This is a genomic window from Prochlorococcus marinus XMU1406 (assembly GCF_017696055.1).
Classification (GTDB): domain Bacteria; phylum Cyanobacteriota; class Cyanobacteriia; order PCC-6307; family Cyanobiaceae; genus Prochlorococcus_A; species Prochlorococcus_A marinus_W.
In genome coordinates, this window is record NZ_JAAORG010000001.1 from 601,157 (window position 1) to 626,774 (window position 25,618).

Below are 25,618 nucleotides of genomic sequence, written 5' to 3' on the forward strand. Positions count from 1 at the left end.
ATTATTTGATTGCATTCTGAGCTATTTCGTATTTCTCCAATAGATTGTTTACTTCTGCTAGTGCAATTCTCTTTTGACAGGCTGAGTCATATCTATTTACTGCTACTGAAGGTATTGAACCTTTGCTTTTCATTTCCCTTATACCAGTTTCTAAACATTGAAAAGCAACACTTGATAGATCTCTTCCTTCTGCTGCTGCCCAAACTTTCAAAAGATAAGTAAGATTTGATGGTACTGAGATCTGTACTTTGTTTGAATTTGAAGTATTTAATGCAATATCATCGAGACTAATTTCTTTAGAGGAAATAGTTTCTTTAACCTTTTTCTTCAAAAATTTTACTTGGCTTATAGCGTCCTCTTTATTCTTTATTTTTTGTTCTATTTCAAATAACTCTTCTTCAGAATTAATTAAAGCTTCTAATGCCCATTTAGCATCATCTTTAGCAACAGCGGTTCTATCAAGCCATTCATCTCTTATTTTTGACCAATTACTAGGCATAAGCTTTATGTGATAATTCTATAATATATAAATCTAAATAGATTGTCTATCAATTCTAAATAGATTTTATATAGATTGTAAAAGTTGAAATTTTATTTTTTGATAATTCCTCATCTTAGAAATAATGTTTTACAACAATTTAAACTGCAGAATCTATTAAATATGATCTTGAGATATTTTTTCGTTAATTGAAAAAGATATATTAGATAATTCAATCTTTTAAAAAATTTAGTTATTTTTTTATTTAATTAAAGACTTTTGATCCTTTAATTTCTTTCAATAAGTTCAATTTTATAACCATCAGGATCCTCAATAAAAGCCAAGACAGTAGTACTGTTTTTCATTGTTTTAGGTTTGGTTGTTATTTTACAACCATTATTTTCTAATTTTTGGCAAATTAGATGAATATCTTTTACTCCAATAGCTATATGACCATATTTATCTCCAAGCTCATAGTCTTCAGACTTTTTGTCCCAGTTATAAGTTAATTCAATTACTGTGTTTTCTTTTTCTGAGCCATAACCAACAAATGCCAAAGTGAATTTTCCATGAGGGTAATCCTTTTTTCTTAATAAATTCATTCCTAATCTATTGACGTAGAAATCAATCGATTTATCTAAATCTCCAACCCTCAACATTGTATGTAGGATACGCATTTTGAATTATGAACCTTAATTAATTATCTAATATTTAATAACCATCTGCCAAAATTAATTTTTTCAAGGGCTGAGTCTTTTATTAAGTTCAGAAAAATTAGGTTAAAATATGAATACGAAATTTTATAATATATTGAATCAGATATTCCAGAGACTCTCATCAGTATTTTTGTATACTTTGCCATTAAAGGCATCAATACCTTTTGGATATTATTTGTTCTATAAATATTCATTTTTAAAAATACTATTATTACTAACTTTCCCGATAGCAATAATTGAAAAATCTTTGCCTTTTGGTAGTTTTTTATTATTTATAATTTTGTTTGCTGGATTAGCAAGAAATCCAAATGTTCCCTATTTCGTCAGATATAACGCATGCCAAGCATTACTTATTGATATTGCTTTGATAATAATTTCATATTTCTTGAGAATATTTCCCATAGTTGAACTAGGCTCAATAATTTTTATATTTACACTATGTATTTTTATTTATTCGATTTCTCAATGTATTTATGGGGTTGAACCTGAAATTCCTTTAATAAGTAAATCTGTAAGAATGCAAATTTAAAAAGATTTATAGATTTACTTACTTTCTTCAGCACTCATTCAGAATAGATTCCCATCTTTGTTGACTTGCCTTTATTGCTTGCATTGGTGGATTAGTTCCCTCTATTTCAAAGGCTTTAATTAATGATTTATTAGCTAATAGACCTAATCTTGCTGCCTCTCTTTGCCTAGAGCATACTTTTTTTCTTGATCCCTCTTTTAGGCTATTTTCGATTTCTTTAAGAATCTGGCTAGCTTCATTCGATTTAGAATAAAAATCATTCATGTAAACATCAAGTGCCGTATCAGCAAAGATCTCAACTGGAGAGATTATTCTGACTAAGCACACTATAAAACTTACAAATATAAATGTTTTCATAAGAATCTTAATTAAATTTTTTGTCTGATCTCTTAAGTACGAAATAAAAGGTAAGAACGCTAATCGTTCCAGATGGGCCTATTAAAACATGCCAAAATTGATCGCCACTAATTGAGAGCCTTGTTCCAAAGAAAGTCGTAAAAAAAATACCAAATATTGGGTAAAAGATAAAAAGCCAATCTTTAAAAACTCTTTGCCAATTTATAATTAGGAGGATACTTATTATTATTTGAAAAAGAAGAGCAATAGTTTTATCAAATAAAAAATATGAGATTATTGAACATAAAGAAATGCAAAAATTAGTTTTTTGAATAAATTTATTTTTTATAACTGATATTGATAAACATGTTAGGCCTAAAGATAGGAAAGAATAAAATAACCAATTAAATAGAGAGGAATGATCTACATAAATCCAAGATGTTTGGGTATGGTCTATCATTTCAGAAATCGATGCCAATCCTAAAAAAATAAAACCGAAAGGTATCAATTCGTTCTTGCGAATGTGTTTAAATTTTTTGATCGATCTAATTCCTAATAATATTGGGATTATTGCCGCCTGAAAATGAGCTAATAATAAAATTGAAAAAAACAAAATAGATTCTCAAACTCAATTTATCTGAAATTTAAATACAAAAACCATGTTCAGTTTATCTTAGTAGAGATAAATACCATTGCCCGATTACTATGATCAATATTGTAAGAACTAAAGGGAAAGCAGGATATCTTGTCTGAAAATTAGCAGGTGGCCAAGGAGACCAAGATATTAATCTTCCTTGAGGTTCATTTGAAATTAACTTTTTTTTGGACTTTTTGGATATTAAATTATCTGTGGCGAAACCTTTACTCATTAATCAAATAAAAATTTATCTTAACAAAGACATACCAAAAAGGCGTTTATATTTTTCTCTTTAACTTAAGCTGCTTTTTATTAGAACGGAGGGGGTGGGATTCGAACCCACGGTGCCCTTGCAGACACGCTAGTTTTCAAGTCTAGTGGTTTTTTTGTCATACCAATTAATTTGATAGTCTTTAAGGAACAGAGTTCACCGAAAGTTCACCACTTATAAAATTAGAAGATATTTTTAAATTTCTCAAACCTCCTCTTTGTTATGCAAGTAGCAAGCGTTTGATTTAAAGACCTAATATTTCTTTTTTCTTTTTATTAAACTCTTCCTCGGTAATTATGCCTTTGTCTTTCAAGTCTGCAAATTTCTTTAACTCATCTGCTTCAGAAAAACTGTTTACTTGAATATTTTTAGGATTTTTAATTGCATTAAGTTTCATATCGTAATACTTTTTACAGTTTGAATTATATAAATTTGTTTTGCAAAATATTTTTAATTGATTTTTATCTGATGGTACTGAAGGTAACTCAAGTGCTATTTCTTCAGCTGTTTTCTTTCTGCATTTTCTTTTCTTTTTACCTTTGTTAAATTTATCTTTTTCCCACGTACAAACTTTTTTCTTAACGACCTTACTTTCATTTTGTTTATTTGATGCAGACACATAAAAATCTGGACAATTAGCTTCCATAGTTTGCTGAATACCTGGTCTTAATGAATTCATTCTCATTACAGCTGTAAAACCATCAACTATTCCAGAAGCTATTCCAGAAGCTATTGCTCCTTCTGTAGTTCTTGTTGGAGACCAAGGTGCATAAGGATCACCCCTTTGATAAGAAGGAGGAACATTATTCATAACTGAATCACTTATGATTTTTTGAGCTTCAAAAGGATCCATCCCACTACTCATCATCTGACACATTTGCATCCCATAACCAAAAGCATTATCTGCCCTAACAGCAGTAGGTAAAGAGAGAGCAGCTAGTAGTGGGAGTAGTAAGCGTTTCATTAAAGACCGTAGCAACCTCTTTTTTTATAGTCTTTTAATGCTCTTTCTTTAACTTCATTGTAAGGAGTCTCATCAAATTCACCTAATTTCCCCAAATCATATTTAAGATCCCATTCCGCATCTCTTTGCCTTTGTGTTCTTGAAATCAAAGAATAAATTGCCTCACATTCAACATAGTTGGTGGCATTTGCTGTAGTAGGTAAGGCTATAACTGCTAATAAAGAAATTAAAAATTTTTTCACAAAAAAAGGAGCTAATTGACCCTTATTGTAGATCGACTGTCAATATTTATTTATACCCGAAATGTACCCGTTTTGTTCCCTAATATACGGTAACTGAGAGGAACTCTAAGGAACTTACTTAAAATTGAAGAAAATAAAAAACTCCTAAAAGGAGTTGTCTCTTTAGAAGTCAGTTGTGTAGTACGGAGGGGGTGGGATTCGAACCCACGGTGCCCTTGCAGACACGCTAGTTTTCAAGACTATAAGATATTAAGTGATAGCAGTCGATTAGCTAGCATCTAAGGAACAAATATGACCGAAATATACCCGTTTTTAAAAGAGATTAATTTATTAATACATACAGGATTTTGCAAGTAGTCAGCGTTTCATTTATATCGACTTGTAATCATGCATTAATACTTCATCCCATCCATTCTCTACCGGCATAAAAAAATAAAAAGATTAGATATGGAATCCACAAAACAAATAAAACTGGGAGGATACATGAAACTATAAAACCTCCAAAAAGAATCCATAATAAGGTCGCTTTGGTACTATTTTTTCGTTGTTTCTTTTCAGCCCCCTTTCCTGATTTTTCGTAACTTTTAAGGTAATTTTTAAAATCGTCCGTCATGATATTTCTCTTTTAAAGTTGTAGTAATGAAAAGTTACTCCATTTGCTTGATTATCTTGGTTTACTACATGGCTAACCATTTCCCATCCATCAGCACCAAGCCTTGAAAACATTTCAGGCAAAGTAGGAACTTCAGTATTATCACCCCACGCCCTAATTCTTTCACCATCAATATCTAGTATATTTATTTCTTGAGTAATACCTCTTCCTTTGTAATCTAAGCGAATGTGTTTGTATTCAAAGCCTTTCATTTCTAATTAATTTATTTTTCAAAATTATATACAGAAAATCTAATCGTGACATTTAAGAATAACAGGACGATTATAAAACTGAGCTAATTGCTCCTTATTTTAGATTGACTGTCAATTATTTTAAATTCTCTAGTTTACTATGACCGGTTATACCCGTTTTGAAATTTATGACCGAAATATGACCGATTTTGTTCTCCAATATACGGCAACTGAGGGGAATTCTAAGGAACTAATCTATTTTCAAGAAAATAAAAAAACTCCTAAAAGGAGTTGACTCTTTAGAAGTCAGCTATGTAGTACGGAGGGGGTGGGATTCGAACCCACGGTGCCCTTGCAGACACGCTAGTTTTCAAGACTAGAGCCTTAAACCACTCGACCACCCCTCCAGGCAAAAAATATTTAATTTTGAGCTTTTTTATTATATCAAAACATGGTTAAATTTTTCGGAACTGATCCGGAACTGCACGTCAAGTTATCTCCCAAAACGTTGGTATAACTAAAAAAAATCCAGTTTTCAAGACTAGAGCCTTAACCCACTCGACCACCCCTCAAAGGGTTATTCAGTTTTATTGAACTTAAAACTATAATATAAGAAATTAGTCACAGTTTATAAATTCAAAGATTTAAAAATTATTTCTAGAAACTATTTTGGGATATGAGTTTTTTTTAATAATGATGAGTTAAATCGTTATAACAGTCTATTTTCCGTCATATTTAATCCAAAGAATTAGTCCACAAAAAATCTAGTCTGCTACCAAATAAATCACCCAAAGTTGACATTCTGTTGAAATAAACCAAATAAGTTATTTCCAACTATGGCAGCGATTATTAAAACGAAGGCAACTATGGCGAAAAGAGCACTTACATCTTTTATGTCATAAGGTGCTTTAAATAAAGGTTTTTGGTCTGCCATAGTTATCAAAAAAATTAAATCATATAATTTTAATACTTATTAAAAATAATTAAGTGATTTTTTTAGATTAAGTTTGGATAAAAAAAAACCACTAAAAGTGGCTTTTTTATTTATTGGAAAAATGAACTAGCTTGTGTAAGTTTTTCCTCTATAAGTTAGTTCGAGGTGTTGCTTTTTAGCTGCTTCTTTGTTCTGGACGTATTTTTGTCCTCTGTAAATTAGGGTCATTTTTTAAACTCCGGTTTCGCTTAAGTCCCCGTTCCATGGCTTAAGTCGATTTGCGGCTTGCTATACGCAAGTTGAACGTTTTGGTAGCTGTTGCTACAATTTAAGCATAACATTTAAGAAAATTATTTGTCTAGGTCTTTAAAAAATAAACTTAATACTTTAAAAAATGAAATAGGCTTCTACTAAAGAAATTTATGTTTTTCTTTATGTGGTTTCATGCAGGTTACATTTTGTTCGTTTTTGAGAAGTATTTTTTATTTAATGAACTTTTAAATGTAAAATTCTTAAGATTATAAAATTTGTTTTATGTTTTCTAAAAGCAAAAAACCTACTGTAAAAAAATCAGCAATAGTTGAAGAGACTCCATTATTTGCTCAATTATTACCATTCGCAAACAAAATGAATGATAAGGTTCAATTGGTAAATGCTTTGGCTTTTACTTTTATTATGGGATTCTCAATTTTTGGAATTGCTCTATGGAAACTATCAGGGCTGACCTAATTATTTGATTTTTGCAAAGCATCAATTTTTGATTCTTTGTTTTTAATTATGGTTATTAACCATCTAGAGGCTAGCCCTCTTGATATTGATCTGTTTTTTAGAAATCTACATATATAAACGTGTAGATTTTTTTCGTTTTTGGAGTTAAATTTTTCCTCAAAATCTAATATATCCTCTTCTGATGTTCTTTTTCTTAGCTCATCCACTAATGCATGACTAGAGGAATCATTAAATAAGCTCCCAATATTTAGGCTTAATGTCATAAATAATTTATGTCCCTATTTAAGAGGTAGCATAAATTAAATATTTAAAAACTAATTTATATTTTTTTTTACAAATAAATCAAAAATTAATCTTTTGGTTTAGCCAAAGGAAGTAAGCATTTATCTGAATCACAACCTGCTGGTCCTGCTTCAGATAGTTCTCCAACATCATATTTATTAAGAGCATCAAAGAAATCGTTATTAACTTTCCTTTCTATTACTTTATTTTGCAATGCTAAATATTCCTCTTTACTTATTGGTTCAAAGGGTAATCTCGGGAAAGTAGCGTTAGCACTAAATCGAGCTAGCAATGCCGCTGAAATATATCCCTCATTATTTTCAATTGCATTATGAATAGCCTTAGCTAAATCCTCGATTTCATTTTCTCTAAATTCTACGGTTGCAGAGGTATTGTGCTCTGTGTAAAATTTCTGCACTTGCATGTAAAAATCAAATTGAGCTAATGCTGAGAAATTATTGATATCTATTTGGTCTGCACCGTCTATATTTGCCCAACTAACTTCTGTAGGGATTTCAACTAACCATTCTGTACATCTTGGATCAAATGGATTATCGAGCAAGCAACCATTTTCATCTTTATCAGATTGAGATGGAACAACTGAGTAACCATAATCCATGCAAGCTAAAGCAATTGGATCATTTTTTCTGAAAGTTATTCTTCTTATGAATCTTTGAGCCTTTGGAGGATGCCATCCTGGAGCTGCTCCAGTAAGAAGACTTTTAGTCCCTGCTGGCTGAACTGTTGTGCATCTATTTGGTCTCCTTAGATTATGCTTATCACAATATTCCCATACAGTTTCTTTTACTATTTTTCTCCAAGAATCTAAGAATTTAGCTTCCTTTTCTTTGAAGGCCTTCCCTTCTTTGCTATTGGGCCTTCCTGATTCCCACCACTTCAACCATGGTGTTCCAAATGCGTGAACGCAGAAATCAAACAATCCAGTGAAACTTACCCCTACAATAGGGTCATATTCTCTACTTTTCCTGTAACGCTCAACTTCAAATTCATGATTGAGTAAGCATGCCACAGAAAGAGCTGCAGCTTTGAAAGCCTTTTTCTGATCTTCAAAATTTCCGGGATCAATCTGATTCAAATGAACTTCAGCTAAATTGCAGTGAAAATCATTTCCCAATATCTCCCCACAGGGGTTAAGTCCATATCTGCTCATCCTGTGATCTAACTCTTCTTCAGAAAATGGTCCATAACTACTATTTATCCAATTTCTCGCTTCATCCTTACCTTGTTCTGAATAGATTTCAATAAATTCCTTTTTTAATTCATTGTCTTTGAGAATATCAGCATTTGATCTTGCGATTGCTTCTGGAGCAAATTGAATAGCCCCTTCACCTGAATGGAATTGTTTTGTTACGGCATCTAAAACAGTTTGGTATGTGGGTTTTGTATGGTAAACCCTGGTATGATTAGCCATCCTGAGGGCATCTTTTTCAGGATCTATTCTCCAATTACCATTTGCATCTTGACTCCATAGATTTTCTTTTGCAGATGCCGCCTCCTTATCATCTGAGGCAAATTGTCTCATTCCTGCACTTCTTCTTATATTCCCAGCAACTATAGTTACTGCCGCTTCATCAATTAATAAACAACACTCTACTGTACTTAATTTCCTACCTATTGCCTTTCCAAGAAGTAATGCGACTCTGGAGTAGAGATCTTTCAATTTGATGGGATTTGCCATCCCACCAAAACCTTTTAATGATTCTCCAGCAGGTCTAATATCTTCCAAATTTATAAAAACATCAATTTCTCTTTCAAGATTTTCATTACTTGATGCCTCAAGAAGATATTTGTAGCTATCTACCCAGCCTCTTCTGCTATCTCCAACTTTGATGTGAAGATCTTTTCCTTTGATTTCTAATGATGATTTTTCTTCTCTTTGATCTTTAGGAGTTATACCAACTTCACTGACTGATTTAATATTTATTTTGTTTAAAACCGTAGGTAGTTTGTTTATAAAATGAGGTTCAATTATTGCTCCTGTTCCACATCCCATCATTGCTAAGTCCATCATTAATGCGAAGGCTTCCCAATCAATTAGGTTTGTTGAAGTACAGTTGTATGCTCCCGAGAAATTTTGGTTCTTATTAATCCAGGGGGTTCCTCCTATCCATAACCATCTCCCTGAAGGTTGGGCTTTTTGATTACTTTGCATCTCTTTCATTAGGATCAATTCTTCCTCAGAAAGTTTGCCTAGTTCTTTTAATCCCGATAAATTCCTTTCGCCAACTTCGCTCCAGTTTTCCCTTTTGCCAGATAAAGTTTTTCTACTGTAAGATCTGAAAAAAACAGGATAAGCAGCTGGCGCAGTCTTTGGAAAATCATCTTTTTTAAGATTATTGGAATTGCTCTCCGAAGAAGCTTTATTTGGTGCAACAGTCACGATAAAAAAAAACGTATGTAAATAACCCGTACTGGAAGAATAACTCTACCTGTGGCGTCTGCAACCATTCTTACCACTATTTAACGGTTTGTGTAAAATTATGTTTAATATGAAATTTTTTTTTTAAGAAAGGATTATGGAAAGAATCCCTGAACCTGAATTAATGGTAGAAAAAGAGCAGGTCATTTCTTATGATGAAGCTGATTTTTCAGAAGGGGAAGTTAATCTAATTAATCAAATATATTATTATCTTTTGAGAAAAAATATTTCTTTAGGTGAAAAAGATCTAATAGTTGATTTAGGATGCGGCCCAGGAAATATTTCTGAGAAGTTAGCAATAAAATGGCCTAATACTGAAGTAGTTGGAATAGATGGTTCTAAAGAGATGATTTTAAGAGCAGAATATAATAAAAGTATTTCTACTAATCAAAAAAAATTTAAAAATTTACGCTACATTTGTTCTGATATCAAAGACATTAAATCAAATAATTTTTTACTTAAAAAAAAAATTAGTTTACTTGTAAGCAACAGTTTGATTCATCACATTACCAATCTTGAAGATTTCTTCAACACCATAAGAAGTTTGTCTAGTAATATAACTGTAAATTTTCATAAGGACTTAAAAAGGCCATTAGATGAAAAGTCTGCTTTAGAACTCAAAGCACAATGTTCAACTAAATATAATGAGACTTTAACTAATGATTATTATGCATCTTTAAAAGCTTCTTATACTTTTAAAGAGTTAAAAAATTTCATTTTAGAGAATGATCTATCCTCTTTAGATGTGTTTGAAGAAGGTGATAATTATTTAGTAGTCTATGGTAATGTTTAAGAACTAAGTGAAAGGCCCTTATATTATATAAATGAGCTTAGGTACTAAAAATCTAAATAATAAAGAAATACTGGATGCGGTAAATAAAAGAAGAAATTTTGCTATTATTTCGCATCCAGATGCGGGGAAAACGACTCTTACCGAGAAACTTCTTTTGTATGGAGGAGCCATTCAACAGGCAGGAGCAGTAAAAGCTAGGGGTAATCAGAGAAAAGCTACCTCAGACTGGATGGAACTTGAGAAACAAAGAGGTATTTCTATTACATCAACTGTATTGCAATTTGAATATGAAAGATCAGTAATCAACCTATTAGATACACCGGGACACCAAGATTTCTCCGAAGATACTTATAGAACATTAGCTGCTGCTGATAATGCAGTTATGTTGGAAGATGCGGCTAAAGGACTAGAACCTCAAACTAGAAAATTGTTTGAAGTTTGCAAGATGCGAAAAATACCAATATTTACTTTCATAAATAAAATGGATAGACCAGGAAGAGAGCCATTTTCTTTACTTGATGAAATTGAATCAGAACTTGGATTAAATACTTTACCTATTAACTGGCCAATTGGGAGTGGTGAGGAATTTAGAGGGGTTATTGATAGATTTTCGAGAGAGGTGATTTTATTTGATAAAGCTTTGAGAGGGAAACAATCGAATGAGAAAAGATTAAGTCTTGAAGATAAAGAGCTATCAAAATATGTAGAGAGAGATTTACTTGAAAACTCACTTGAAGAATTGGAGGTTCTTGATGAGGCAGGATCAAAATTTGAAAAAGAAAAAGTTTTTAATGGCTCTTTAACCCCAGTTTTCTTTGGATCTGCCATGACTAATTTTGGTGTAAGACCATTTTTAGATAGTTTTTTGAAAATGGCACAAAAACCAACTTCGAGAAATAGTAATAAAGGGGATATTGAACCTGCAAGCGATGAATTTAGTGGGTTTGTTTTTAAGCTTCAGGCAAATATGGATCCAAAGCACAGAGATAGGGTTGCTTTTATAAGAGTCTGTAGTGGCAAATTTGAAAAAGATATGTCAGTTAAACATTCCAGAACTGGGAAAACAATCAGATTATCAAGACCACAAAAAATATTTGGGCAAGATAGAGAAGTAGTTGATGATGCCTATCCTGGAGATGTTATTGGTTTGAATAATCCAGGAATGTTTTCTATTGGAGATACTCTTTATACTGGTGCTCATTTGGAATATGAGGGCATACCATCCTTTAGTCCTGAAATATTCAGCTGGCTAAGAAATCCAAATCCCTCAGCATTTAAAAACTTTAGAAAGGGTGTTAATGAACTGCGCGAAGAAGGTGCTGTTCAGATTCTTTACGACTTTGATGAGAGCAAAAGAGACCCTATACTCGCAGCTGTTGGTCAATTGCAGTTGGAGGTAGTAACTCACAGATTAAAAAGTGAATATGGTGTAGATGCAAACCTTGAAGCAATGCCATATCAATTGGCTAGATGGATTTCTGATGGATGGCCAGCCATTGAAAAACTAGGGAGAATATTCAATTGTAAAATAGTTAAAGATTGTTGGAATAGGCCAGTTATTCTTTTTAAAAATGAGTGGAATCTAAATCAATTTGTTGAAGATAATAATCAATTAACTTTAAACAAAGTTGCTCCTGTTGTTAGTGGAGTCGAACCAATTGTTTTATAAATCCTTAATGGATTACAAAATTAGTTAATCTGTTATTATTGGTAAAAAATTTTGGATTCAAACAGTAATAAAAACAATAATGAAAAATCACCTTATGAAATTTTAGGTGTAGAAAAAGGTGCTTCTTTTGAGGATATTCAAAGGGCCAGAGACCTTAAAGTTAAAGAGGCTGGTGAAGATTTAATTTTGAAAGCGAAAATAGAATCCTCCTTCGATCAATTACTGATGGGTAGTTTGAAAGCTAGGCAATCTGGGAATGTAAGCTATGAAGCTGTGAGTGCTTCAAAAAAAGAAAAACAAATTAATCAATTTACCAATAACAATTTTCCACTGCTATCTAAGATAAAAAATTTAAATAATAACTCTAACAACTCAAGTCAGTATAGTCTGCCGAAAATAACGCCCCCATCATTTGATAATCTTTCAATAAAAATATCAGTTGGCCTATTATTTTTAATTTTTTTATTTATTAGTCCAGACTCAAATAATAGACTTTTGCTTTCTATCTCAACACTAATACTTACCTATACTCAAATTAAATCAGGTAAAAGATTTATAGGTTCTCTAGGATGGAGTGTTACTTTTCTTTCGATAGGATTAATATTCGGGGGATTACTTGAAACTAATTCTTTTATTCAGGAAGTATCAAACAATTCTTTATCTATACAAAAAATTCAATCTATTCCAGCCATGGTTATTTTATGGATAGGCGTAATTTTTTTATGATTGATTTTCTATCATCGATTTAATTTCTTCATAATCTATAAAATATTTATTCTTACAAAATTCGCAAACCAATTCTGCTTTGCCATCTTTCTCAAGAATGTCTTCCAACTCGCTCTTATCAAGCATTTTCATTGCATTTAAACTTCTTTGTTTGGAACACTTGCATTTAAAACTAACTTCTTGGGAACGAGCTTTTTCAGAGATTGATTTATCGTCAATATCGGGAAAAATATTTCTTATTAACGAAAGAAGATTATGTTTTGACTTAAATAGGTCTTCGCTAAAAGAGTTAATTTCTTTACATCTTTCTTCAAGTAGTGAGACGAGTAGAGGGTCAGTGTCTTTTTTAGGTAAAACTTGAGCTAATAGTCCACCACTACAAATAACACTTTTATTTTGAATTTTTTCTCCAATAAATACAGCAGAGGGAGTTTGCTCTGAATGATATAAATATGAAGCTAAGTCTTCTGCAATATTTCCATTTACTAATTCAACAGTGCTTGTAAAGGGTTCTCCAAATCCACTATCTCTAATTACATTTAAATAGCCTGTACCTAATGCTTTTGTAAAATCAAAGGAATATTTATTATTGTCTATTTTGACTAGGTCCAATTCTAAATTAGGATTCCCTACATAACCCCTAACTTTTCCGTCTCTACCTGCATCAACTAGTAATCCCTTTAAAGGTCCGTCAGATCTAACTCTTAGAGTAACTCTCCCATGCATTATCTTCATCGAGCTTGCTAAAAGCAGTGAAGCACTAAATGCTCTTCCTAAGATACAGGTGGTTAAATAAGAAAGATCGTGTCTTTTTTTTGCCTCTAAAGAAGATTCTGTTGTTAAGACCGCAACTAATCTTATTCCTCCATTTGCTGCAGTAGCCCGAACTATCCTATCCTTCATCATTTTCTTTTATAAAATTTTTGATTTTCCCTTTTTCCAAGAATAATATCCTAGAAGGAATTCCCTCAAATAATGCAGGTTCATGAGTAACAATAATAATTGTATTTTTATTTTTTAGATCAAGAATTAAATTTTTTACCTCATTTCTCATTGAATAGTCTAATCCAGCAGTTGGTTCATCAAGTAAAAGAATTGAGGGGTTTCTAAGTAGTTGAACTGCTACAGCTAATCGCCTTTGTTGTCCGCCACTTAGTTGTTCTGGTGGTTGGGTAAGGTTAATTCTTTTCAAACCAACTTTATTTAAAATTATTTCTATATTTTTTTCTTTTAAAGATTTATGGCCTATTTTTAATTCTTTCCCAATGGTTGTTCCTACAAAGTATCTTTCAGGAAATTGGAATACTACTCCACAAAACCATCTTCTTTGTCTAGAAGATAAAATTTTATTCTTCCAAGTAATTTTTCCTTTTTGTGGAGTTGTTAATCCGCTTATTATTTCGAGTAGTGTCGTTTTTCCAGAACCACTATTTCCGCAAATTAAAATAATTTCATTTTCATGAACTTTTAAATTTAGATTGTCTATTATTTTTCTTTCTCCAGTTTGAGGTTGATAAGATATTTCTTTTAAATCAAGCATTATTAATTAAGTTTTAGGTATGAATTTTAATCTAGTAATAACTTACTTATAATAGCTATAGATCTCAAAAGCTATTAGTCAATATGAATATTATTTTTAGAGAAGTTGATCCTTTTAATTGTTGGATATGGATAAGGTTTTCAGAATCACCAACTCAAGATGAAAAAAATTATTTAGATGGTGTTTTTGATAGTTGGTACGTTTTAGGAAGGTTAGGTGGATTTAATTCTGAAAATTTGCAAACTCATGAAGAGGGTTCCGATTTAAGTTGGATGACCTATAATAATGAACAAAAAAACGAATCTCTTCCTGCCTTAATGCATAATTTAGGAATTATGGAATACCAAAACCTGTGGGGAAGATGTTGGGTTGATTTTGGAACTTCAGACTCCATTTCAATAGATATATTAATAAATTCTTTGAATCAGATATCAAATAATTATGTAAAAATAGAAGAATTAATTATTGGTGGTGAAAATAATGATTGGGCTATTGAAGAACATGAAGATTTAGTTTTCAAAGATTAAGTGTTTTAGATGGAAGACTTAACAAGATTAATTATTTCCAATGAAAGAATTGAAAATATCCAGAACAATAATATAAAACTGACTTGCGACGAGGCGCATTATATAAACAAAGTAATGAGGATAAAAAATGGTAAAGAAATATTTATAGCTAATGGAGAGGGTTCATTATGGAAAGCTATAAAAGTTAAAAATGATTGTTTAGAAATAAGTCATTTAAAAAAACCTTACTTATTTCAAGAACAAGAAATTTACTTATTAGGAATAGCTGTTGTTATACCAAAAAGTGGTTTTGAGGATATTTTAAAAATGTGTACTGAAATAGGAATTGATTTTATACAACCATTATTTTCAGAAAGACAGGTAAACAAAAATTATAATTTTTCTAGAAAACTTTTGAGATGGAATTCAATTATCAAAGAAGCAGTTGAGCAAAGTGAGAGATTATGGAAACCATATATTTTAAATGGTATGGAGATTATTGAATGGCTAAAAAGTAGAGATAATCAAGAAAGAGTTTCAATTTCAATTACTAGAGAAAATACACATTTTGATTTAAATCAATGGTTAAGAAATGAGCAAGAATTTGAAAATAAAAAAGGAGGTATTTTCTGGAATGTAATTGGCCCTGAAGGAGGGTGGTCCTCCAATGAAATTGATTTTTTTAATAAAAACAAATATACCTTTGTTAAACTCTCTGAAACTATCTTAAGAACTTCTACAGCTAGTATTAACGCATCATCAATTCTAAATCAGTGGAGAATTGATTTGAAATTAAGGAATTAGATAAATATGGATTTAATAAGAAATCAATTTTTTATAGGTTTTTGCATTAATTTTATTTTGATTTATATATTTTGCAAGATTCCTTTGATGACAAAAGGTGGTTGGATAAGTGCAGGAATTTTAGGAACAATTATGTGGGGATGCTTGTCTTGGCAGGGATGGATGTCAGTTGTAATTTATTTATTACTTGGATCTCTTGTTACCAAAATAGGTTTTAAATTTAAAAAAGAACAAGGAATAGCTGAAAAAAGAGGTGGGAGAAGAGGTCCTGAAAATGTATGGGGCTCTGCAGCTACAGGATTATTTTTCGCCATTATGATCAAATTTAATGCTGCCAACGTAGTGATGTTTAAATTAGGATTTGCTGCAAGCTTTGCTGCGAAGTTAGCGGATACTTTTGGCAGCGAAATTGGAAAAAGATTTGGTAAAGACACATATTTAATAACTTCACTTAAAAAGGTTGAGAGAGGAACTGAAGGAGGAGTAAGTTTAGAAGGAACATTAGCTAGTGTTTTGGGATCAATATTTATGGCTTTTGTAATGCTTCGTCTATCAATTATTTCTACTAAATATCATTTCATTGTTGTTACAGTTTCGGGATTTTTAGCCACACTTTCTGAGAGTATTATTGGTGCTAAATTTCAAAATAAATATAAATTAAGTAATGAATTGGTAAATGCTATTCAGACAAGTATTGCTTCTGTTTATGCTATCTTTGCTCTTTTTTTATATTCATATTTTTAAATTAAAAATATTTGGGAAGACCTAGGATTCCTTCCATTTTGTAAGAATCTCCCAGCTCTTCAGTCTTTGATAAAGCCAGAAATGACCTTTGGAATTTAGATGAATTCCATCATGTGTAATCCAATTTTTACTCCTTTTATCAGAGTACATTTCTCTAAAAGTAGGAAGAAATGGGACATTCTGATTGAGGCATACTTCCTCCATTCTCCTTTCATAAGAATTACAAAAATCATTTGAGTACCATAGACATCCTGCGAAGGGCATTTTTCTTTCTTCAACAGGTGTCAGACCAATAACAAAGACATTTGTTTGAGAGTTCATTTCATTAATTAGTCTCTCTAATCCATATTCAAATCCATCTATATCTAATTGATGTCTTCCGTTTTTCTGACCAATTGCTGCAGTGTCGTTAAGACCAACATTTAGCAGGATTGCTTTAGGTTTATTTCTTCTCGTTTCTCCTCTAGATGACCATTCTTTTTCCCATCTAGATGAAACTTTTTCTATCCCATCTCCCCTAACGCCAAGTTGATAAATAACTGGCCCATTGTGGTTATTGCACCAATCTTTTCTAAGCCTCTCACACCATCCACCACCTTCATTATCTCCCCATCCATAAACTGAGCTATCTCCAATTACAACTAGCTGTTTTGGTAAACTAATCACTATAACCGGAAAAAAAATAATTACTTGATTTAAAAATTATTCTTACAAATCAAGTTAAACTATTTTTGATTTTACCATTTATTAATTCGCCAACTATTGCGATGGAGCTATAAGCTATCAAAACTAAGGTAACTTCTTTCCATGCGAAGGAACTTAGTGATTCTTGCAATTGCCAACCTAGACCAACACTTCCAATGACCCCAACAATTGCAGTTTCTCTAATAATGATGTCAGATCTATAAGCGCAATATGCTAAGTAACTTTTTGCTTGTTGAGAAAATAAACCTAAAAGCCAACTGGTCTTTTTTGAGATTCCTAGAGATTTCATTGCAATGTAATTTCTCCTGTCTTGGCTATCTAGATTTTTAAAAAGTAATTTGCTTGTAATGCCAGAGTTGTGAAGACCTAATGTTAAAGCTGCTAAAGATAAAGAAGGATTATTAAAAGTTAATAGAGTTAGAAGTATTACAGGTGTAGGTATTAAACGTAATAAAAATGCAAAAATTTTTATAAAGATTTTAGAAGTATTGTTGTTAAAAATTCCTATTAATAATGGAGGTAAACTAATTGCGATTCCTGTTGATAAAAGACTTAAAATTATTGTTTCTAATATAAGTTTTAAGAAATCAAATAATCCTAAATCTGAGCTTGATTTAAACAGAGAACTAACGGAATTAAAATTTTCAAAATTATTATTAAAAATAAAATAAAGAAAATATGAAAAAGAAAATAAAATTGTTATGAGAAAAACTGCAATAAAAAAAATAGATAGGATTTTATTTGTAGTGTTAAATTTTATTTTTTTGAATATTAATCCACAAAGAATTATCAAAATTGCTAAGGACCATAAATAAGTCCATAACTCTCTAAAATTCAAAGTTTGGAAAGATAAAAAAATACTGGTACCTATTCCTCCAATTCCAAAAAGTCCCAAAATCACCGTACTTCTTATTGCACACTCTAATCGATATAAACCAAAGTTTTTAAATGTGTTTATTATTGGATTCCATACTATAGTTAGTAAAGAAGAAAATTTAGGTGCATTTATTTGATTTATAGATTCAAAACTTTTGTAGTCAATAGTTTCTAATTGTTCAGCAAAAACTTTTGAATTTACAGCAATATAAGGTATACATATAGCTATTATTCCTATTGAAAAATTTATTCCATATATTTGCATTAATAGTATTCCCCAAACTACTTCATGAATAGATCTAATTATTGTTAGAAAAAACCTTATTATGCGGTAAAAAAAATTTGGAATATTAAAGATTTTATAAAAAATATTTGAGGATAATATTCCAAAAATTGCTCCAAAAATAATACTTACTATCCAACTAAAAAAACCAATTAAGATAGTTTCATTTAATCGATTAATTACGGTAATAATAATTTCATTATCGATCTTGGGATTAAATGCAGAAATTAAGAATTCTTGAAATAATTTAAATCCTCCAAAATGAATATTATTTATTAGTTGATACCCTAGAGGTATCCAAACCAAAATTGGAAGAAAAGATAATGAGGTATAGTTTAATTTTAATTTATTCAACTAACTAATATATTTTGTCTAAATGAAGCTTCTTTAAATTATTTCTTTTTATATTGAAAAAAATTTTACCATCCCTTATTCCAATAACTTTATCGAAATCGTTCAGCAAATCTAATCTATGTAATGCAACTAATGCCGTCTTTGGGGATTTTTTTGTATTATTTTTATCTTCATTTTCTAGCAGCAAGTTTTTAATTGTTGTTATCAATTTTGGATCTAAATTATTAAAAGGCTCATCTGCAAGTAATATATTTGATCCTTGAATTAATGATCTAGCTATAGCCACCCTTTGTCTTTGCCCCCCAGATAGTTTTCTGATTTTTTTGTCGTAAATAGAGTTATGAAGTCTACATAATTGCATACATTTATGCGCCTTCTTAAAAGAACTTATATTTAGTAAATTTTTAAAAGCGAAATAAAAATTGTGTTCCGCTAGTATTCCACAATTAACATTTTGTTCTGCAGAGAGATCTTCTATTAATCTTAAATCCTGCCAAATAGTTGTTATTTTACTTTTCTGCTTTCTATCTAATTTCTCGAAACTTTTATTGAATAATTTAACCTCACCTTGAGTTGGCTTGATAGTGCCATTAAGTACTGATATAAGTGTAGTTTTCCCTGAACCACTTTTACCTAAAAGTGCAATTTTTTCCCCAGAATTTATTTTTAAATTTATTTTATTTAGAATCAGATTATTTTTGTTTTTATAAGATATATTTTTTAATTCTAAGAGAGTATTATTATTCATCTAATTTTATTTAATTTCCTCCCGATATCCTCTATATTTTTATATTGTTTTGCTTCTGCATTTATAAATCTTTTTGCATTAAACATATCTAATATCTTTTTATGTGATTTTTGCTTTATATCTAAATTTAGAATTACTGATTTAAGTTCGTTTGTAAACCCTTCCCCGAATCTATTTTCAAGATCCCCTTGAGCTACCCAATGATAGTCAACATATTCTGGGGTGATCCAGAATAATTCTAAATTACTTGTTCTTTTGGGATTATTTTTACGATTGTTTTCCCAAACTTGTTTATTTAAAGCTCCAGCATCAAATGCCCCACTATTAACTAAAGCTATAGTGGTATCATGACTCCCACTAAAACCTGCTTTTTTCCCTTTAAAGTGTTTAATTTCTACTCCCGCTTGATTTAAAAAATATTCTGGCATTAATCTTCCAGAAGTTGAGTTTTCAGAGCCAAAAGTAAATCTTAAATTCTTTAGATTTTTAAGTCCTTTAATGTTTGAAATTGAGTTAAGTTCTAAATTTTTGTTTACTATAAAAACACTTTTAAATTCCTTATCAATATCTCTTTGAGCTATGACAATTGAATTAGGAGTTTGTAATCTTGCTTGCACTCCTGATAACGCGCCAAACCAAACTAAATCTAGATCTTTAGTTCTAAATCCAGTTACTGCTGCAACATAATTAATAACAGGAATGTATTTAACTTCTACATCAAGTTGTTTGGATAATTCTTTTGAAAATAAATTAAATCTTTTATCCAAAACATCTTGGTTTTGATCAGGTATTGCTCCAACTTTTAAAACTTTGGGATTTGAAAATACAGGTGATGAAAAAATAGAAAATAATAAAGATGAACTTAGTAGGATTTTTTTTAAATTGAACATAATTGTTTTTAATCAATAATTTTTTAATCAATAATATTTTGAAATTGCTTTCACAAGCCTTCCTATGCCATCTTTTATTTTAACCTCTGAAGCGGCACAAGAGATTCTTATACATTCGTCAGCCCCAAAAGCTTTTCCAGGAACAACAACTAATCCATAATCTTGAAGAGCTTTGTTGCAGAAATCAACAGAAGTAATTGAGGAGTTAGGTAATTTTGGAAATGCGTAAAATGCTCCATTAGGCTCTTCAATATAAATACCATTTATATTCTTAAGGCCCTCATAGAGAAGACTTCTTCTTTGATCATAATGGCTATTTATCATTGAGAAAAATTCATTATTAATTTTTAAAGCCTCTAAAGCACCTTTTTGAACAAAAGAGCAAACATTGCTTGTGCTTTGACTTTGTAATGCTGAGGATGCTTTGATTACATCTTTGGGACCTACTAAATAACCTATCCTCCAGCCAGTCATAGCCCATCCTTTCGCAAATCCATTTATTATAAAAATCCTATCTTTTAAGTCATTTGCTAATGAAGATATACTGTAGTGTTTAAATTCTTTTTTAAGGATTAGCTCGTAAATCTCATCAGAAAGAATATTGATCTTTGGATTTTCTCTGGCTAAATCGGCAATTTGCAACAATTCTTCCTTTGACATAACTCTTCCAGTAGGGTTATTAGGAGAATTGATAATTATAAATTTAGTTTTAGAGGAGATTTTAGACTTTAAGTCTTTTATATTTATTTTAAATCCATCTTCAGCTGAAGAATTTGTAAAGATTGGCTTTCCACCAGCCAACCTAACCATTTGGGGATAACTTAACCAGTATGGAGAAGGAATAATAACTTCATCACCAGTATTTAACAAAACTTGGAAAAGATTATATATTGCTTGCTTAGCACCATTTGTGACCATTACATTTTCAAATTCATAATTTAAATTGTTTTGAATTTGAAGTTTATTTGCAATTGCTTTTCTGAGGTCTAAATTGCCTGCTGCGGGCCCGTACTTTGTAAATCCATCAAATATAGCTTTACTTGTAGCTTCTATAACTTCTTTTGGGGCATTAAAGTCAGGTTCTCCTGCACTTAAATTGCAAATATCTACTCCTTCTGCAGATAATTGATTTGCTTTAGCACTTATCTGCAATGTAAGAGAAGGCTCAATTGAAAGTGCCCTTTCCGATAAATTAACTTGACTCATTGAGTTATAACTTTTCAAATATGACTTTTAATAATGACAAATGCATAAATTAACAATAAGTAAAAGTATCACATAATGGTTTAATTTCGTTCATTTTCTTAATCTATTTTATTTTCCTATTTTGAGTTCTTAAGATAAAAATATATAAAGTTTTATTTTCGGTGAAAAGGTTAGTTATTGGGCGAGGAAGTGTATTTGCAGATTTGTTAATAATTGGTGAGGCACCTGGAGTACAGGAAGACTTAGAAGGAAAACCATATGTAGGTAAATCCGGTAAGTTATTAAACGAATTATTGATTAAAGCTGGGATTGACTATAAGGAGGATGTTTATTTTTGCAATGTAATTAAATGTCGTCCACCAAATAATAGAAAACCCACTGCTAGAGAAATTAATATTCATAAACCTTGGTTATTACAGCAAATAAAGCTAGTTGATCCAAAATTTATATTACTTACTGGTTCAACTGCTATGAGAGCTATTTTAGAAATTAAAGATCCTATAAGTAATTTAAGAGGTCAATGGATTAAAAAAGATGGGAGAGAAATTATGGTAATTTTTCATCCATCTTATTTGTTGAGATTTCCTTCAAAAGAAATCAATAAACCTTACCATTTAACTCTGAAAGACTTAGAGAATGTAAGTAGTAAACTATATGCCTTATAATTTAATGAACCCTTTTTGAATATCAAGAATTTTAATGTCATTAACTCAATCAAAAGAGGTTAATAGTCTCTCCAAAAGATATTCAACTCATATTGAGAGAAGGATAACTAGAACAGTAATGGTTGGTGATGTAGCTATTGGAAGTGATTATCCAGTAAGAGTTCAATCGATGATAAATGAAGATACTATGGATGTCGAAAATGCTTACTTAGCTATCAAAAGACTTCATGATGTAGGTTGTGAAATAGTAAGATTAACTGTCCCTTCCTTAGCGCACGCAAAAGCAGTAGGAGATATTAAAGCAAAATTATTAGAAAATAGTATCAATACCCCTTTGGTAGCTGATGTTCACCATAATGGTATGAAAATTGCAATGGAGGTTGCAAAACATGTTGATAAAGTAAGAATTAATCCTGGATTGTTTGTGTTTGAAAAATCAGACCCTACAAGAACTGAATATACAGATGAGGAATTTGAAACTATTAAACAAACAATACTTAAAAGATTTACCCCTTTAGTTGAAGTTTTAAAGGCTGAAAACAAAGCTCTAAGAATTGGAGTTAATCATGGATCTCTATCTGAGAGGATGCTTTTTACTTATGGAGATACTCCATTAGGAATGACGGAATCTGCGATGGAGTTCGTCAAAATTTGTGATGAGCTTGATTTTCATAACATAATTATTTCTATGAAAGCTTCAAGGGCTCCAGTTATGATGGCAGCTTACAGAATGATTGCAGATAGGCTTGACTCTGAAGGATATAACTATCCCTTACATTTAGGAGTGACTGAAGCTGGAGATGGTGATTATGGAAGGATTAAAAGTACTGCTGGGATTGGAACGCTTTTAGCAGAGGGATTAGGGGATACCATCAGGGTTTCTTTAACAGAAGCTCCAGAAAAAGAAATACCAGTTTGCTATTCAATTTTGCAATCTTTAGGACTAAGAAAAACAATGGTTGAATATATCAGTTGCCCTAGTTGTGGTAGAACACTTTTCAATTTAGAAGAAGTTGTAGATAAAGTTAGGAACGCCACTTCACATTTAACTGGTTTAGATATAGCAATAATGGGATGTATAGTAAATGGACCAGGAGAAATGGCAGACGCTGATTATGGTTATGTTGGTAAAGGCAAAGGAACTATTGCTTTATATAGAAGGAAAGAAGAGATAAAAAGAGTACCTGAAGATGAGGGGGTTAATGCTTTAATCCAACTTATTAAGGATGATGGCAAGTGGATTGATCCTTAAGGATTTGTCAAATTTTTGAAATTATAAATAAATTCTTTTTATAATAAAAAAATATAGAATTCTTTGAAGATAAGAAAATTGCTTAAAAAAAAATTTATAATTCTGTTTGCGACATCCTTTTCTGGGCTATTTTTAAATAATTTTGCAGAAGCTACAGTTTTAAATAATAGTTATAAAGAGGTAATTGATCATGTTTGGCAAATTGTATATAGAGATTTTCTTGATTCAAGCGGTAAATTTCAAAAGTCCAATTGGATTAACCTAAGAAAAGAAGTTTTATCAAAAACATATTCAGATAGCAATGAAGCATATGATGCGATTAGAGATATGCTTTCTAATTTAGATGATTCTTATACAAGATTTTTAGAACCTAAGGAATTTAATCAAATGAGAATAGATACCTCTGGTGAATTAACTGGAGTTGGTATCCAAATAGTTAAAGATAAAGAATCTGATGATTTAATAATCATTTCTCCTATAGAGGGCACCCCTGCATTTGATGCTGGAATTAAAGCTAGAGATAAAATATTGTCTATAGATGATATTTCTACTGAAGGTATGAATATTGAGGAGGCTGTGAAATTAATAAGAGGACAAAGAGGTACTAAAGTAAAGCTTGAAATTCTTAGAGGTTCTAAATCCTTTTTTAAAATTTTATCAAGAGAAAAAATTGAAATAAAATCTGTATCAAGTAAAGTCAATCAAACCAAAAACGGCTTATTAATTGGCTATGTAAGGATTAAACAATTTAATGCAAATGCATCAAAAGAGACTAGAGATGCTATTAAGGATTTAGAAACAAAAAAAGTCGCAGGATATGTTCTTGATTTGAGAAGTAATCCAGGAGGTTTATTAGAATCAAGCATTGATATCTCAAGGCATTTCATCAACAAAGGAGTAATAGTAAGTACAGTAAGTAAAGATGGTTTAAAAGAAACAAAAAAAGGAAACGGTCAAGCTCTTACACAAAAACCCTTAGTTGTCTTAGTTAATGAGGGTTCTGCTAGTGCTAGTGAAATAGTCTCAGGTGCAATAAAAGATAACAAAAGAGGAAAATTAGTTGGGAAGAAAACGTTTGGTAAAGGTTTAGTTCAATCTATGAGAACATTAGTTGATGGTTCAGGTCTAACTGTTACAGTCGCTAAGTATTTAACTCCGAACGGCACTGATATAAACAAATCTGGAATTATTCCAGACATAGAAGTAAAAATGAATATAAATCCTATTCTTCAAAGAGAAATTGGAACTAGAAAAGATAAACAATATAGAGCTGGTGAAAAAGAGCTAGTAAATACAATTAAAAGAAATAATCAGATAAGTGAATTTAATCCAAACACTAAAAACCTTAATGCATTCCTAAAAATTAATAAGGAAAATAAAGTATTTGCATTAAATTAATTACTCATATCCAGCATTCTCTTTATCGGTACATAGGCTCTTCTTATTATTTCTGGGTCAAGTTCGATAGATGGGGAATTATTTTTCAAACAATTAAGAATTTTTTCTAAGGTATTTAATTTCATATATGGACACTCGTTACATTTACAACCTTCTATGTCGGGGACTTCAATAAAAATTTTGTTAGGCTCTTTCTTCTTCATTTGGTGGATTATTCCGGGTTCAGTTAATACCATGTAAGTTTTAGATGGATCTTTACTTACGAAATCAAGGAGTTTACTTGTTGATCCAATAAAGTCCGAGAGAAGTAGTAAATTTTGACTACATTCAGGATGAGCAATTACTTTTGATCCTGGATTTTGGTATTTTAGTTTTAGTAGTGCTTCTTCACTAAATGATTCATGAACAATACAGCTGCCAGGCCATAATTTAAGATCTCTTCCTGAATTTTTCTCTACCCATCTCCCAAGGTTCTGATCTGGTGCAAATATGATCTTTTTATCTTCAGGTATCTTTTTAATTAATGAGACTGCATTACTGCTTGTACATATCAGATCACTTTGAGCTTTTACTTCTGCAGTACAGTTGATATAACTTACAACATAGTGATCTGGATTTTCTTCCCTGAACTTTTGAAATTTATCTGAGGGACAATCGTCTGCTAATGAGCATCCTGCGTCAATATCTGGTAATAGGACTATTTTATTAGGGCTAAGTATTTTTGCGGTTTCGGCCATAAAGTGCACACCGCAAAAAATTATTATATCTGCATCATTATTCGCGGCTTTCCTAGATAGATCTAATGAATCGCCAATAAAATCTGCAATTTCCTGAATCTCTGGAGCTTGATAATAGTGCGCAAGAATAATTGCATTAGCTTTTTTGCAACGGTCCTTTATTTCAGAAATCAAATCCTTTTCGTTTTGAACTGATTTCTGTTTTGCAGTAGAAGTTATACTGGTCAGGATTTAGAATATCTCTAAATAGATTATATGCCTTTAAACAGAAAAAATTCTGACAAATTTAAAAATTGCTATTGTTGGTGACTGTCATGGTCA

At 31.0% G+C, this 25,618-nt stretch carries 32 protein-coding genes and 1 tRNA gene; 11 read left to right on the plus strand and 22 right to left on the minus strand.

What is annotated here, in order from left to right:
• Position 1: 1 nt before the first annotated feature.
• Positions 2–499, minus strand: a complete 498-nt coding sequence (locus HA149_RS03390; RefSeq protein WP_209113031.1) for a VHS domain-containing protein — start codon at positions 497–499, stop codon at positions 2–4.
• Between the two features lie 266 nt (positions 500–765).
• The gene (gene gloA, locus HA149_RS03395) at positions 766–1,155 is read right to left on the minus strand and encodes a lactoylglutathione lyase (RefSeq protein WP_209113033.1); all 390 of its coding nucleotides are present in this window, start codon (positions 1,153–1,155) and stop codon (positions 766–768) included.
• A gap of 133 nt (positions 1,156–1,288) precedes the next feature.
• On the opposite strand from gloA, the gene HA149_RS03400 reads away from it, so the two are divergent.
• Complete coding sequence (locus HA149_RS03400) at positions 1,289–1,723, plus strand: Tic20 family protein (protein WP_079293639.1); 435 nt, start codon at positions 1,289–1,291, stop codon at positions 1,721–1,723.
• 27 nt (positions 1,724–1,750) lie between these two features.
• Here HA149_RS03400 and HA149_RS03405 read toward each other — a convergent pair whose 3' ends face one another.
• From HA149_RS03405 to HA149_RS03450, 10 genes are all read right to left on the minus strand, one after another.
• Entirely contained in the window at positions 1,751–2,080 is a 330-nt protein-coding gene (locus HA149_RS03405) for a hypothetical protein (RefSeq protein ID WP_209113035.1), read from the minus strand.
• Between the two features lie 7 nt (positions 2,081–2,087).
• Positions 2,088–2,672, minus strand: coding sequence for a hypothetical protein (locus tag HA149_RS03410; protein ID WP_209113037.1), 585 nt, complete (start codon positions 2,670–2,672; stop codon positions 2,088–2,090).
• A 55-nt stretch (positions 2,673–2,727) separates the two neighbouring features.
• Complete coding sequence (locus HA149_RS03415; RefSeq protein WP_209113039.1) at positions 2,728–2,928, minus strand: hypothetical protein; 201 nt, start codon at positions 2,926–2,928, stop codon at positions 2,728–2,730.
• 283 nt (positions 2,929–3,211) lie between these two features.
• Positions 3,212–3,931 (minus strand): SHOCT domain-containing protein, encoded by a 720-nt coding sequence (locus HA149_RS03420; RefSeq protein WP_209113041.1) that lies wholly within the window; start codon positions 3,929–3,931, stop codon positions 3,212–3,214.
• Positions 3,931–4,173: a hypothetical protein gene (locus HA149_RS03425; protein ID WP_209113043.1), complete on the minus strand. Its 243-nt coding sequence runs from the start codon at positions 4,171–4,173 to the stop codon at positions 3,931–3,933. The genes HA149_RS03420 and HA149_RS03425 overlap by 1 nt, the downstream gene beginning before the upstream one ends.
• A gap of 400 nt (positions 4,174–4,573) precedes the next feature.
• The gene (locus HA149_RS03430; protein WP_209113045.1) at positions 4,574–4,786 is read right to left on the minus strand and encodes a hypothetical protein; all 213 of its coding nucleotides are present in this window, start codon (positions 4,784–4,786) and stop codon (positions 4,574–4,576) included.
• The gene (locus HA149_RS03435; protein WP_209113047.1) at positions 4,783–5,037 is read right to left on the minus strand and encodes a hypothetical protein; all 255 of its coding nucleotides are present in this window, start codon (positions 5,035–5,037) and stop codon (positions 4,783–4,785) included. Before HA149_RS03435 ends, HA149_RS03430 begins: the two co-directional genes overlap by 4 nt.
• A gap of 299 nt (positions 5,038–5,336) precedes the next feature.
• Positions 5,337–5,423: transfer RNA gene (locus tag HA149_RS03440), tRNA-Ser, on the minus strand.
• Positions 5,424–5,800: 377 nt separating this feature from the next.
• On the minus strand, positions 5,801–5,950 hold the full coding sequence (locus tag HA149_RS03445) for a hypothetical protein (RefSeq protein ID WP_011818161.1): 150 nt from the start codon (positions 5,948–5,950) through the stop codon (positions 5,801–5,803).
• A 126-nt stretch (positions 5,951–6,076) separates the two neighbouring features.
• Positions 6,077–6,178: a DUF4278 domain-containing protein gene (locus HA149_RS03450; protein ID WP_209113049.1), complete on the minus strand. Its 102-nt coding sequence runs from the start codon at positions 6,176–6,178 to the stop codon at positions 6,077–6,079.
• A 306-nt stretch (positions 6,179–6,484) separates the two neighbouring features.
• Between HA149_RS03450 and HA149_RS03455 the strand changes: the two genes are divergently transcribed.
• Entirely contained in the window at positions 6,485–6,679 is a 195-nt protein-coding gene (locus HA149_RS03455) for a hypothetical protein (protein ID WP_209113051.1), read from the plus strand.
• Here the strand turns inward: HA149_RS03455 and HA149_RS03460 are convergent.
• Entirely contained in the window at positions 6,676–6,942 is a 267-nt protein-coding gene (locus HA149_RS03460) for an RNA recognition motif-containing protein (RefSeq protein WP_209113053.1), read from the minus strand. The two genes, HA149_RS03455 and HA149_RS03460, sit on opposite strands and share 4 nt — an antisense overlap.
• 86 nt (positions 6,943–7,028) lie before the next feature.
• Positions 7,029–9,362, minus strand: coding sequence for a ribonucleoside-triphosphate reductase, adenosylcobalamin-dependent (gene nrdJ, locus HA149_RS03465; protein WP_209113055.1), 2,334 nt, complete (start codon positions 9,360–9,362; stop codon positions 7,029–7,031).
• A 136-nt stretch (positions 9,363–9,498) separates the two neighbouring features.
• On the opposite strand from nrdJ, the gene HA149_RS03470 reads away from it, so the two are divergent.
• The 3 genes from HA149_RS03470 to HA149_RS03480 are packed head-to-tail and all read left to right on the plus strand — an operon-like array spanning position 9,499 to position 12,589.
• Positions 9,499–10,194, plus strand: coding sequence for a class I SAM-dependent methyltransferase (locus HA149_RS03470; RefSeq protein WP_209113057.1), 696 nt, complete (start codon positions 9,499–9,501; stop codon positions 10,192–10,194).
• Between the two features lie 31 nt (positions 10,195–10,225).
• Complete coding sequence (locus HA149_RS03475; RefSeq protein WP_209113059.1) at positions 10,226–11,863, plus strand: peptide chain release factor 3; 1,638 nt, start codon at positions 10,226–10,228, stop codon at positions 11,861–11,863.
• 51 nt (positions 11,864–11,914) lie between these two features.
• A complete protein-coding gene (locus tag HA149_RS03480; protein WP_209113061.1) occupies positions 11,915–12,589 on the plus strand; it encodes a CPP1-like family protein in 675 nt (224 codons plus the stop codon).
• On the opposite strand, the gene hslO is transcribed toward HA149_RS03480, so the two are convergent.
• Positions 12,584–13,492 carry an Hsp33 family molecular chaperone HslO gene (gene hslO, locus HA149_RS03485; RefSeq protein WP_209113930.1) on the minus strand — a complete coding sequence of 303 codons (909 nt, stop codon included), beginning with the start codon at positions 13,490–13,492 and terminating at the stop codon, positions 12,584–12,586. The two genes, HA149_RS03480 and hslO, sit on opposite strands and share 6 nt — an antisense overlap.
• Entirely contained in the window at positions 13,482–14,129 is a 648-nt protein-coding gene (locus tag HA149_RS03490; RefSeq protein WP_209113063.1) for an ABC transporter ATP-binding protein, read from the minus strand. The genes hslO and HA149_RS03490 overlap by 11 nt, the downstream gene beginning before the upstream one ends.
• Before the next feature lie 83 nt (positions 14,130–14,212).
• Here HA149_RS03490 and HA149_RS03495 point away from each other — a divergent pair, with 83 nt between their 5' ends.
• Genes HA149_RS03495 through HA149_RS03505 form a run of 3 tightly spaced genes read left to right on the plus strand, consistent with a single transcriptional unit; the run spans position 14,213 to position 16,183 of the window.
• A complete protein-coding gene (locus HA149_RS03495) occupies positions 14,213–14,656 on the plus strand; it encodes a DUF3531 family protein (RefSeq protein ID WP_209113065.1) in 444 nt (147 codons plus the stop codon).
• Positions 14,657–14,665: 9 nt separating this feature from the next.
• Entirely contained in the window at positions 14,666–15,439 is a 774-nt protein-coding gene (locus tag HA149_RS03500; RefSeq protein WP_209113067.1) for a 16S rRNA (uracil(1498)-N(3))-methyltransferase, read from the plus strand.
• Between the two features lie 6 nt (positions 15,440–15,445).
• Positions 15,446–16,183, plus strand: coding sequence for a TIGR00297 family protein (locus HA149_RS03505; protein ID WP_209113069.1), 738 nt, complete (start codon positions 15,446–15,448; stop codon positions 16,181–16,183).
• A 21-nt stretch (positions 16,184–16,204) separates the two neighbouring features.
• Here the strand turns inward: HA149_RS03505 and HA149_RS03510 are convergent, their stop codons facing one another.
• From HA149_RS03510 to HA149_RS03530, 5 genes are read right to left on the minus strand one after another with little or no spacing between them, the layout of a single operon-like run.
• On the minus strand, positions 16,205–16,849 hold the full coding sequence (locus HA149_RS03510) for a GDSL-type esterase/lipase family protein (protein ID WP_209113071.1): 645 nt from the start codon (positions 16,847–16,849) through the stop codon (positions 16,205–16,207).
• Between the two features lie 49 nt (positions 16,850–16,898).
• Positions 16,899–18,401: a PhnE/PtxC family ABC transporter permease gene (locus HA149_RS03515; protein WP_245154661.1), complete on the minus strand. Its 1,503-nt coding sequence runs from the start codon at positions 18,399–18,401 to the stop codon at positions 16,899–16,901.
• A gap of 4 nt (positions 18,402–18,405) precedes the next feature.
• Complete coding sequence (locus HA149_RS03520; protein ID WP_209113073.1) at positions 18,406–19,149, minus strand: ATP-binding cassette domain-containing protein; 744 nt, start codon at positions 19,147–19,149, stop codon at positions 18,406–18,408.
• Positions 19,146–20,039, minus strand: a complete 894-nt coding sequence (locus HA149_RS03525) for a putative selenate ABC transporter substrate-binding protein (RefSeq protein ID WP_209113075.1) — start codon at positions 20,037–20,039, stop codon at positions 19,146–19,148. Before HA149_RS03525 ends, HA149_RS03520 begins: the two co-directional genes overlap by 4 nt.
• Before the next feature lie 27 nt (positions 20,040–20,066).
• Entirely contained in the window at positions 20,067–21,245 is a 1,179-nt protein-coding gene (locus HA149_RS03530) for a pyridoxal phosphate-dependent aminotransferase (protein WP_209113077.1), read from the minus strand.
• A gap of 161 nt (positions 21,246–21,406) precedes the next feature.
• Here HA149_RS03530 and HA149_RS03535 point away from each other — a divergent pair, with 161 nt between their 5' ends.
• The 3 genes from HA149_RS03535 (at position 21,407) to HA149_RS03545 (ending at position 24,560) form a co-directional block, all read left to right on the plus strand.
• Entirely contained in the window at positions 21,407–21,910 is a 504-nt protein-coding gene (locus HA149_RS03535; RefSeq protein WP_209113079.1) for a uracil-DNA glycosylase, read from the plus strand.
• A 34-nt stretch (positions 21,911–21,944) separates the two neighbouring features.
• Entirely contained in the window at positions 21,945–23,162 is a 1,218-nt protein-coding gene (gene ispG / locus HA149_RS03540; RefSeq protein ID WP_209113081.1) for a (E)-4-hydroxy-3-methylbut-2-enyl-diphosphate synthase, read from the plus strand.
• A gap of 63 nt (positions 23,163–23,225) precedes the next feature.
• Entirely contained in the window at positions 23,226–24,560 is a 1,335-nt protein-coding gene (locus HA149_RS03545; protein WP_209113083.1) for a S41 family peptidase, read from the plus strand.
• Here HA149_RS03545 and nadA read toward each other — a convergent pair.
• The gene (gene nadA / locus HA149_RS03550) at positions 24,557–25,471 is read right to left on the minus strand and encodes a quinolinate synthase NadA (RefSeq protein WP_209113085.1); all 915 of its coding nucleotides are present in this window, start codon (positions 25,469–25,471) and stop codon (positions 24,557–24,559) included. The genes HA149_RS03545 and nadA overlap by 4 nt on opposite strands.
• Positions 25,472–25,618 lie beyond the last annotated feature (147 nt).

What these genes read in the sequence shown, in the direction of transcription:
- HA149_RS03390 (WP_209113031.1), bottom strand. Translation starts at nt 499, where the DNA reads ATGCCTAGTAATTGGTCAAAAATAAGAGATGAATGGCTTGATAGAACC.
- gloA (WP_209113033.1), bottom strand. Translation starts at nt 1,155, where the DNA reads ATGCGTATCCTACATACAATGTTGAGGGTTGGAGATTTAGATAAATCG.
- HA149_RS03405 (WP_209113035.1), bottom strand. Translation starts at nt 2,080, where the DNA reads ATGAAAACATTTATATTTGTAAGTTTTATAGTGTGCTTAGTCAGAATA.
- HA149_RS03415 (WP_209113039.1), bottom strand. Translation starts at nt 2,928, where the DNA reads ATGAGTAAAGGTTTCGCCACAGATAATTTAATATCCAAAAAGTCCAAA.
- HA149_RS03420 (WP_209113041.1), bottom strand. Translation starts at nt 3,931, where the DNA reads ATGAAACGCTTACTACTCCCACTACTAGCTGCTCTCTCTTTACCTACT.
- HA149_RS03430 (WP_209113045.1), bottom strand. Translation starts at nt 4,786, where the DNA reads ATGACGGACGATTTTAAAAATTACCTTAAAAGTTACGAAAAATCAGGA.
- HA149_RS03435 (WP_209113047.1), bottom strand. Translation starts at nt 5,037, where the DNA reads ATGAAAGGCTTTGAATACAAACACATTCGCTTAGATTACAAAGGAAGA.
- HA149_RS03445 (WP_011818161.1), bottom strand. Translation starts at nt 5,950, where the DNA reads ATGGCAGACCAAAAACCTTTATTTAAAGCACCTTATGACATAAAAGAT.
- HA149_RS03450 (WP_209113049.1), bottom strand. Translation starts at nt 6,178, where the DNA reads ATGACCCTAATTTACAGAGGACAAAAATACGTCCAGAACAAAGAAGCA.
- HA149_RS03455 (WP_209113051.1), top strand. Translation starts at nt 6,485, where the DNA reads ATGTTTTCTAAAAGCAAAAAACCTACTGTAAAAAAATCAGCAATAGTT.
- HA149_RS03460 (WP_209113053.1), bottom strand. Translation starts at nt 6,942, where the DNA reads ATGACATTAAGCCTAAATATTGGGAGCTTATTTAATGATTCCTCTAGT.
- HA149_RS03470 (WP_209113057.1), top strand. Translation starts at nt 9,499, where the DNA reads ATGGAAAGAATCCCTGAACCTGAATTAATGGTAGAAAAAGAGCAGGTC.
- HA149_RS03475 (WP_209113059.1), top strand. Translation starts at nt 10,226, where the DNA reads ATGAGCTTAGGTACTAAAAATCTAAATAATAAAGAAATACTGGATGCG.
- hslO (WP_209113930.1), bottom strand. Translation starts at nt 13,492, where the DNA reads ATGAAGGATAGGATAGTTCGGGCTACTGCAGCAAATGGAGGAATAAGA.
- HA149_RS03490 (WP_209113063.1), bottom strand. Translation starts at nt 14,129, where the DNA reads ATGCTTGATTTAAAAGAAATATCTTATCAACCTCAAACTGGAGAAAGA.
- HA149_RS03495 (WP_209113065.1), top strand. Translation starts at nt 14,213, where the DNA reads ATGAATATTATTTTTAGAGAAGTTGATCCTTTTAATTGTTGGATATGG.
- HA149_RS03500 (WP_209113067.1), top strand. Translation starts at nt 14,666, where the DNA reads ATGGAAGACTTAACAAGATTAATTATTTCCAATGAAAGAATTGAAAAT.
- HA149_RS03505 (WP_209113069.1), top strand. Translation starts at nt 15,446, where the DNA reads ATGGATTTAATAAGAAATCAATTTTTTATAGGTTTTTGCATTAATTTT.
- HA149_RS03520 (WP_209113073.1), bottom strand. Translation starts at nt 19,149, where the DNA reads ATGAATAATAATACTCTCTTAGAATTAAAAAATATATCTTATAAAAAC.
- HA149_RS03525 (WP_209113075.1), bottom strand. Translation starts at nt 20,039, where the DNA reads ATGTTCAATTTAAAAAAAATCCTACTAAGTTCATCTTTATTATTTTCT.
- HA149_RS03530 (WP_209113077.1), bottom strand. Translation starts at nt 21,245, where the DNA reads ATGAGTCAAGTTAATTTATCGGAAAGGGCACTTTCAATTGAGCCTTCT.
- ispG (WP_209113081.1), top strand. Translation starts at nt 21,945, where the DNA reads ATGTCATTAACTCAATCAAAAGAGGTTAATAGTCTCTCCAAAAGATAT.